This is a genomic window from Allobosea vaviloviae (assembly GCF_001298265.1).
Taxonomy (GTDB): domain Bacteria; phylum Pseudomonadota; class Alphaproteobacteria; order Rhizobiales; family Beijerinckiaceae; genus Allobosea; species Allobosea vaviloviae_B.
On record NZ_LGSZ01000032.1, the window covers coordinates 183163 to 190696 of the forward strand.

Annotated in this window: 11 protein-coding genes and 1 pseudogene; 6 read left to right on the forward strand and 6 right to left on the reverse strand. The window is 61.0% G+C overall.

All coding sequences use genetic code 11. The annotated features are described in order from the left end of the window. From AE618_RS10740 to AE618_RS10760, 5 genes and pseudogenes are all read right to left on the reverse strand, one after another. Positions 1-402: an AtuA-related protein gene (locus tag AE618_RS10740; RefSeq protein WP_197280746.1), complete on the reverse strand. Its 402-nt coding sequence runs from the start codon at positions 400-402 to the stop codon at positions 1-3. Beyond that, positions 399-1736, reverse strand: coding sequence for an acyclic terpene utilization AtuA family protein (locus tag AE618_RS10745; protein WP_054209045.1), 1338 nt, complete (start codon positions 1734-1736; stop codon positions 399-401). Before AE618_RS10745 ends, AE618_RS10740 begins: the two co-directional genes overlap by 4 nt. Positions 1737-2075: 339 nt before the next feature. Then, positions 2076-2303 (reverse strand): annotated as a pseudogene (locus tag AE618_RS10750) (IS110 family transposase); the annotation flags it as partial. Between the two features lie 293 nt (positions 2304-2596). Further along, on the reverse strand, positions 2597-3466 hold the full coding sequence (locus AE618_RS10755; protein WP_054209047.1) for an ImmA/IrrE family metallo-endopeptidase: 870 nt from the start codon (positions 3464-3466) through the stop codon (positions 2597-2599). Further along, on the reverse strand, positions 3450-3836 hold the full coding sequence (locus tag AE618_RS10760) for a helix-turn-helix domain-containing protein (protein ID WP_054209048.1): 387 nt from the start codon (positions 3834-3836) through the stop codon (positions 3450-3452). The genes AE618_RS10755 and AE618_RS10760 overlap by 17 nt, the downstream gene beginning before the upstream one ends. Before the next feature lie 180 nt (positions 3837-4016). Here AE618_RS10760 and AE618_RS10765 point away from each other — a divergent pair, with 180 nt between their 5' ends. The 6 genes from AE618_RS10765 (at position 4017) to AE618_RS27945 (ending at position 7119) form a co-directional block, all read left to right on the forward strand. After that, on the forward strand, positions 4017-4469 hold the full coding sequence (locus tag AE618_RS10765; RefSeq protein WP_054209049.1) for a multiubiquitin domain-containing protein: 453 nt from the start codon (positions 4017-4019) through the stop codon (positions 4467-4469). Continuing rightward, the gene (locus AE618_RS10770; RefSeq protein ID WP_197280747.1) at positions 4447-5628 is read left to right on the forward strand and encodes a ThiF family adenylyltransferase; all 1182 of its coding nucleotides are present in this window, start codon (positions 4447-4449) and stop codon (positions 5626-5628) included. The genes AE618_RS10765 and AE618_RS10770 overlap by 23 nt, the downstream gene beginning before the upstream one ends. Further along, positions 5629-6036, forward strand: a complete 408-nt coding sequence (locus AE618_RS10775) for a DUF6527 family protein (RefSeq protein ID WP_054209051.1) — start codon at positions 5629-5631, stop codon at positions 6034-6036. 62 nt (positions 6037-6098) lie between these two features. After that, positions 6099-6236 (forward strand): hypothetical protein, encoded by a 138-nt coding sequence (locus AE618_RS27940; protein WP_156330210.1) that lies wholly within the window; start codon positions 6099-6101, stop codon positions 6234-6236. Positions 6237-6418: 182 nt separating this feature from the next. Then, positions 6419-6805, forward strand: a complete 387-nt coding sequence (locus AE618_RS10780; protein ID WP_054209052.1) for a hypothetical protein — start codon at positions 6419-6421, stop codon at positions 6803-6805. Then, positions 6802-7119, forward strand: a complete 318-nt coding sequence (locus AE618_RS27945; protein ID WP_054209053.1) for a hypothetical protein — start codon at positions 6802-6804, stop codon at positions 7117-7119. The genes AE618_RS10780 and AE618_RS27945 overlap by 4 nt, the downstream gene beginning before the upstream one ends. Here AE618_RS27945 and AE618_RS29240 read toward each other — a convergent pair. Continuing rightward, positions 7061-7312 (reverse strand): helix-turn-helix domain-containing protein, encoded by a 252-nt coding sequence (locus AE618_RS29240; RefSeq protein WP_197280748.1) that lies wholly within the window; start codon positions 7310-7312, stop codon positions 7061-7063. The two genes, AE618_RS27945 and AE618_RS29240, sit on opposite strands and share 59 nt — an antisense overlap. Positions 7313-7534 lie beyond the last annotated feature (222 nt).

The window sequence follows — 7534 nt, forward strand, 5'->3', positions numbered from 1 at the left end:
TCAGCCTCTCGCTAGATCATTGCATTCGCCGTCAGGCGCTCGAAGGGCATCCGCCGCTCCATCGGCATCCCCGGGGCGGGCATCCTCGATTTCGACGTCGAGATCGAGGAGCAGGAACGAGAACGACTTGCCATGCGCGTCGAGGTTCAAAGAGGTGTTGACGCCCCCTTCCAGCGCATCGTCGAGAACGAAGTTCAGGCCGGCGAGGTGATCGAGCGCGAAGCGTCTGATCCTGCCGCGGAACAGACGAGGATAGGCTTGCCGTATGCGGTCTTCGGTCAAAGACCGCTTGATGCTGGGATAGTGGCGTTCGTCATAGGCCCAGACCGCGATATTGGCGGTGTTGCCCTTGTCGCCGGCGCGTGCCGAGGCGATCTCCCGCAGTTTCACGATCCTGCTCATGCCTCGACCATCTCGATCTGCGGTTTGACTAGAGCGCGGTCGATGAGGACCGACTGCGTGATGATCGACGGAACGAGACGCCCGCGCGCGCCCGCGCCTCCGGCCGGTCCGGCGATCCAAAGCGCCTCGACTTCCGCCAATAATTGCTGGCCGAGCTGGGCGTCGGCCGTGCGCATCGCCGCGCGCAGGCGCACGTCGTTGGACGGTGCCGGATCCGCAATGGCCGAGCTGTGCAGCGAACTCATGCCGATGATGTCGAAGCGGATGACGTCGCTGCAGCGATGCAGCCTTTCCATCCGCAGGCGGACGATCTCCATGGCAAGCCGAGCCCGATCGGCAGCTCCCGGCCCGGCATAGCTGATCTCGGCTTCGGCAAGGACGCCGCCATCGAAACCGACGGTGACCTTCAAGCTGTCCGGACGAGGGCGTCCGCGGGCGCCGCTGACATGGACCCGATCCGGGCCGGCCTGTTGGATCGCGATGTGCGAGAAGTCGGCGGTCACGTCGGGCGTGAGATAGGCGGCCGGGTCATGGACTTCGTAGAGGAGCTGCTCCTTGACGGTGAGCCGCGTCACGCAGCCTCCGGAGCCTTCGGGCTTGGTGATGATCGCATCGCCGCTCTCATCGACCTCGGCGAGGGGATAGCCGACGAAAGCGAGCTCATCGACATCCTTGAAGCCGGGGTCGGCGAAATAGCCGCCGGTGACCTGGCAACTGCATTCCAGGAGGTGGCCGACGGCCGTGCCGGGGCCCAGCCGGTGCCAGTCGTCGAGCGCCCAGCCGAAGCTGTGGACCAGCGGGCCGACGACGAGCGAGGGATCGGCTACGCGCCCAGTGACGACGATGTCCGCCTCCATCGCCAAGGCCGTGGCGATGGCCTCGGCACCGAGATAGGCATTGGCCCCGATCATGGAGCGCCCGGTCTTCGCGAGCGCCTCTCCGGTCTCAAGGGACGTCATGGCGGGGTCGATCAAGGAAGAAACCTCATCGCCCTGGACGACCGCAATCCTGAGGCCGGAAAAGCCGAGATGCGCGGCAGCTGCGGCGATGGCGCGTGCAGCTCCGAGCGGATTGGCCGCGCCCATGTTCGTGACGATCCGGGTGCCGTTCGCGCGACAGGCCGGCAGCACCGCCGAGATCCGCCGCTCCAGGAGCGGATTATAGCCGAGCGCAGGGTTCTGCAGACGCGCCAGATGGCTCTGCGCCAGTGTGCGTTCGGCCAGGCCTTCGAAGAACAGGAAGTCGAGCCGCCCGCGTTCGGCCAGTTCGATCGCGGGCTCGATCCTGTCGCCAGCGAACCCGGCCCCGCAGCCAATGCGCACTTTCTTCGACACTCGCAAACCCGTCGCTCAGTCGTCGTGACGGGCGATCTAACAAGCGCCGCCCTATTTGGTCAAACCATTTAACGGCCACATGCGGATGGACGCCCTCGCTCGATCTCGCTCCGAAGATCATCAAGGCGGTCACGGATCCATCCGCTCGGTGGGACCAGTAGGGCTGACGACCGGATCACAACGCCGGAGTTGACCGCGGCGATGCGCCAGATCGCCGAGCTCAAGAAGCGCTGGCGAGTGCAGCCGTGACAGCGTCGGGCTAGGCTCCTACCCCCTTGCCCATCCGACTTCGTCGACGGTGATGAGCGGCGCATCGCGCGCGTCGCGGGCCAGTTGTTCAAGCCTTCGTAGCGTGCGGGCGACAAAATGAGCGCTCAGGCACGCCTCCATCCCGACGATGCAACTCGGCAGGGTCTTGAAGGTCTCCTCCAGCGCCAAGCGCCGGATCTTGCGTCGAAAGGCGATCTTGCCGTTCGTATCGAAGCCGACCAGGTGGAAAACGTCCTTGCCGATATCAATGCCGACAACGGTGAGTTCTGCGTCGGTGTGCGAGGTCGTCCTGGTCATGGGGCTGCTCCGGCTTGCGGTAAGGCCGCAGCTTACGCGGCGGCGGGAGCAGCCGGTCCATCCCACTAGCTGACGTCCGGAGCGTCCGGTTCTGGGCGGTTCGATTTCGCGATGGCCGCACCGCTGGAGTTGGCCTTTCTCGGACGCTGAGAAGGTTTGCTTATGTGAGCTATGGTTGCCCGTTGACACCCGTTATCACGGCCGCCAAGTCGATGGCGCTAGCGACAACAAGCCGGGCAGGAAAGGACACTCTCCCCCGATATGGCGGCCGAGAAGCCAGTTATTGTCCCTTGCTAACGCCGCTTTCTGCGACCGGGCCAGGGCAGGTTGCCGTCAAGCTCGCGCAGACCATAGGTCTGTTCCTCCCACTGCTTGCGCTCGATCCGCGGCGGCGGAGCGTCGTCCTCCTCGAACCACAGAAGCGTCAGCGTCTGGTCCCATTGCTCGACGTGAAGGACATCTTCGAAGAGACCGCCATCGCGGTTCCAATCGTCGAACCACTCATCGGCCTCGGCCTCTTCAGGCCCAGACGGCTTCTCACCCGATCGTGCGCGTGCGCTGTAGGAGCCGTTAGGCAGGAGCGATCCAGGCCTGATCCAACCTTTGGCCTCGCGCAGGCTTGACGAACGGGCGCTGTAGCGGACTTTCCCGCCCTCGGAGACAACAAACGCACACAGGTTTTTTGAGAAAGCTGCAAAACGCGAGCCGGTCGCAAGGAGCGAGGCGTCGAAATCATCGGCTAGCGTCCCGACGGCGGCCATACCCATCTCTGCCATGTCGACCTGTGGCTTGAAGAGCTTGTAGGGTAAGAGAAGCTCGGCCGCGAAGGTGTCACAAAGGATCTCGCCCTGGGGTCGCTTGCCGAAACTCCAGCTCGGCTGGCTATGATCCGGGGCGATGTCCAAGACCACGTGGGCCACTTCGTGGCAAACGGTAAATCTCTGGCGCTTGCCGTTCTGGTTGCAGTTCACGCAAATCTTGTACTTACCATTGGAGGCCCTGAACGACCAGCCATCCTCGCCGTCGTTTAAGGCTTCTTTCTTGATTGTGCCGCCGATTGCTGCGGCATAGGCATCGACCGAGACGGGCTGCGCAAGAGGTCCGCATTTCTTGATAAATAGCCGAGCTGCTGAAACCGCGGCCAACTCATCCATCGTCGTCATCCATCATCATGCGCCTGATGCGCGCTAGCGAAGTCGCGAAATCTGCGCGTGCACCGCGATTTACGACGGTGGATAGCATCTGCAGCTCATCGGCGCTGATGCTCTGATCCTTGCGGACAAATTCCAGGATACCGGGGTCAACATTGGTCTGGCGCGCAAGATGCCGTAGCACGTCGTGATCGCGTTTTGAGGCCGACAGTGCCTTTGCGAGCTTGTCCAAAACTTCTTCGGATGGCGCTTCCTTCGCGCCCGTCTCAAGCCGATGAATGTAGGCGTGATCGACGTCGCTCCGCTGACCGAGATCCCTCAGGCTGAGCTTCCTTTCCTCCCTCAGGGCTCTCAACCAAATGCCCAGTGCTGTGTCTGGCATCCGCACTCCTTGACAAATTTTACCTAACGCCCCATCGTTGTCTGCATAGACAACAGGCTCTGATCTGACTGCTACCAGACCAGGGCTTTTTTCAAGCCCTTTCTGTTGTCCGGCCGGACACCAAGGTGCCACCGACCAGGGCTAAACGCAAGAACCGCCGTAGGCGGGAAAGGATAGACCATGCTGGACATTGTCGCGGCGCACATCGTGCGTATCCATGTAAACCGCGTGGCGATTCAGTCGCCCACCCCGACGACGGGCGAAGCGCTCTACGCGCTGGCCAACATCCCGAAGCACGAAACTCTCTACCGCGAGATCGCGGGCGAGCACGATGATGAGCGCATTCCGCGCGACGAGACGCCGATCCATCTGACGAAAAATCAGCGATTCTACAGCCAGAAGGGCTTCGAGATTTTCGTCAATGGCGATGAACACGAGATCGATACCAAAGAGATCACCTACGCCCGCGTCGTAGATCTCTATCTCGGGCAGGGCGGAACGCCCTCGAACGAATACCTCGTCAAATACTCTCACGGCCCGGTCGAAAATCGGAGCGGCACGCTCGCGCCCGGTCAGAAGGTGAAGGTGAAAGATGGCATGCGCTTTCGGGTTGCCGGAACTGGTGAGTCATAACCCTGTCCTTCGGGACCTGGATGAGACGGGATACCTGATCGACTTCGTCGGCGGGTATCTCGTGATCTACGGCCTGCCCTGCCTGGATGGCCAGGGCGGGTTGCAGAATGGCGACTGGGTGACCCCGCTCGATCTGAACGGTGCGGTCATCGGTGCGCCTTCCAATCATCAGGCATGGTGGCGCGGCGTCAGGCCACACGACCAGCAGGGGCGCGAGCTCAGGCTTGGCGGCGGACCGGATGCCATCACCGTGACGTCTGAACTGATCACGACGTGCTCTTTTTCCTACAAGCTGATGGATGAGCAGGGCGGGCTGCGCGCATACCAGAGCTTCGAAGAGAAGCTGCATACTTACCTCGCGACGATCACGACGCCGGCGACGAATGCCTATCCGAAGGCGACCCCCCTGCGGGCGATCGCCGTCAAGGCAGCAGCACAGGGCTCGCCGCTACGCATTCCCGACACTATGTCCGCGCGTTATCACCTCAATGATCTCTCTGCGCTCCTGCGCGGCAAGAAGGTTGCCATTATTGGCCTTGGCGGGACCGGCGCCTTCATTCTCGACGCTCTAGCTCGTACGCATCTCGACCAGATCGCGCTGTTCGACGATGACAAGGTGCATATCCATACGATCTTCAGATGGCCGGGCTTCATACCCGGCGCCATCGGCAAGCTGAAGGTGGAGGCGCTCGCGACCAACTATGATCAATGGCATGCGGGGATTCTGCCGGTCACCGAACGGATCACCGCCGACAACGTCACGCGGCTCGGGGAATTCGATTTTGTCTTCGTTTCGGTCGATGACGGGCCGGCGCGTCTGCTCATCGTCGACTGGCTGAGCACGAATGGCATTCCCTACGTCGATTGCGGCATGGGTCTCAACCGCTCCAAGGTCGGGCTCAGTGGCTTTGTGCGCATCACGGGCACCGACCGCGAGGCCTTCGAGGACAATCGCGGCACTGTTCGCATGCCGGTCGAGAATGCCAAGGCCGACGAATACCGCAAGCAGGCGCAGATTCCCGAGCTCAATTCGATGAATGCCAACATGGCCATGATCCGGTTCAAGCAGCATTTCGGGCTGCTGGACCGCGAGAGCATTGCGACGTCGTTCATCTTTGACACGGTGACTTTCGAGATGGACCGAGCAGGGGAAACCTAAATGAGATTCCGCTATGAAGCCGTCGAGCGCATGCCCAAGCCATTGATGCCGGGCGTGGTCTATCACAGCGAGGAGTTTGAGGTCGGGGCTTTGCTCTGCGCCTGCGGTTGTGGTCATCGTGTTTCTCTGCTCGTGCCCGACAGCCACCAGGTCACCGCGGAGAGCGGCATGGCGACTGTGCGTCCTTCAATTGCGGTCTGCGATGCGCCCTGCAACTCGCATTACTTCATTACGGCCGGCGAGGTTGAATGGTTGCGCGCTTTCGATCCGGCCACGTCGAGAGCGGTAATGCGCAAACAGATCGCACGTCACGCGCTGGGCGATCCCAAGCCTCCCTTCCTGCAGCGTGTGCTGGCTGCATTGGGCCGTGCCTGGGCCTGGCTCACCTCTTTCGGTCGGCCGCGGTAACCTCGCAACAGGTGGGCTAATCCCGGCCTGCCTGTTGCATCCGTGTCTTCTACGATGACTGCGTGGCTGCGCTGCGCGTCGACCTGGACCTCGATACCGGCCGGCGGGACTGCATTGGTAAAGATGAACTTACGGCCGAAAACGGGGACGGATCCATCGGCAGCGACGACGCCGCGATGCTCGAGGCGTACGACGAATAGAAGCGAGGCCTAAGGAGCTTTTCGCCGGCGACGGGATAGCGGATCGGCTGGTCCATGTGCTGCCTCCTCAAGCAGTGGGGCAGCGCGGGGTCGCGGGCCTGCTCCTCATTGTAGCGATTCGTTTTCTGAGCGCTGGCGGGGCATGCTTGGCGCCATTCGAACGCAGACGCACGGGGCGGGGTATGAGGTTGCAGGTCGATATTGGCGGGTTGAAAAATAAGAAGCTGCGCTTCGGCTGCGTTGACGAGAAATATCTGAAGACTGAAATGCAGAGCGCGGGCAAGGTTGCCAAGTGTTCGTATTGGGGCACTCGCCAAAAGAGCTACACGATCGCGGCCATGGCAGAGCGGATCGCAGACGTGTTTGACGAGCACTACACGCGCACATCCGATCAGCCTGATTCCTTCCAGCAGATGATGCTGTCGGATAGGGAATCGAGCTATGAGTGGGATCGAGATGGCGAGCCCGTCGTTTATGCCATCATGATGCTACCGAGATCCCGGAACAAGCCGCGCAAGACATCCAGGAAGTCCTCGAAGACGAGAACGAGGACTACGACGCCTCGATGAGCGGCGACGAAACTGAATTTTCGTCGGACTCCTACTATGAGGAAAAGGGGTCGAGTATCGAGGCTTGGCATCAGGACTGGACCGCGTTCGAGCGATCACTGAAGACGGAGGCGCGCTTCTTTAGCCAGGCGGCGGCCAAGCACCTTGTTTCGGTGTTCGGCGACATCGAGACGATGCGAGGCATCGCAACAACTGATTGGACCGGCACAATCAGTCCGAAGCTCAATGTGTCCGATCATCGTCGCACATGCGCTCTCAGAAGATTGCAAACTGCACTGCGGCCTGCGTTCGGGATTTCAATCCAAACTTCTTAAGTATGGAGTAGATATGGGTTTTGACCGCCGCCTCTGCGATACCTCTCCTCCAGGCGACTTCCTTGTTCAAATACCACAGGTCGGCAAGCGAAAGTATTTCTAGTTGCGAAAGACTTAGCGCTGATAGTCGTTGAGCAAAGTCCGTGTGGCTTCCCAAGAGGTCTTTACCTCGTCGTCCGTGAACAATCGGCAAGCTATTGATATTGCAATTGGATTGACGGCTCTAAAGTTGTCGATTTTGCCGCTTATGCGGGCTTCGACCGTGGTTTCCTTGCAATTTGATCTGGGTGTGTTTCGGCGTGCAAGTTTGACCCCTTGAGGCGGGGGATCGGCGTCCAACTTTGACCCCCTTGAGCCGGTTTCGGTGAGACTGTCCGTTCTGGTTTCAGACGGGCGGGCGGGGGATGAAGGGCGT

Excerpts from the sequence above, each read along its gene's own strand:
- AE618_RS10775 (WP_054209051.1), top strand. The coding sequence starts at position 5,629 with ATGAGATTCCGCTATGAAGCCGTCGAGCGCATGCCCAAGCCATTGATG.
- AE618_RS10740 (WP_197280746.1), bottom strand. The coding sequence starts at position 402 with ATGAGCAGGATCGTGAAACTGCGGGAGATCGCCTCGGCACGCGCCGGC.
- AE618_RS10755 (WP_054209047.1), bottom strand. The coding sequence starts at position 3,466 with ATGACGACGATGGATGAGTTGGCCGCGGTTTCAGCAGCTCGGCTATTT.
- AE618_RS10765 (WP_054209049.1), top strand. The coding sequence starts at position 4,017 with ATGCTGGACATTGTCGCGGCGCACATCGTGCGTATCCATGTAAACCGC.
- AE618_RS10760 (WP_054209048.1), bottom strand. The coding sequence starts at position 3,836 with ATGCCAGACACAGCACTGGGCATTTGGTTGAGAGCCCTGAGGGAGGAA.
- AE618_RS27945 (WP_054209053.1), top strand. The coding sequence starts at position 6,802 with ATGAGCGGCGACGAAACTGAATTTTCGTCGGACTCCTACTATGAGGAA.
- AE618_RS10780 (WP_054209052.1), top strand. The coding sequence starts at position 6,419 with ATGAGGTTGCAGGTCGATATTGGCGGGTTGAAAAATAAGAAGCTGCGC.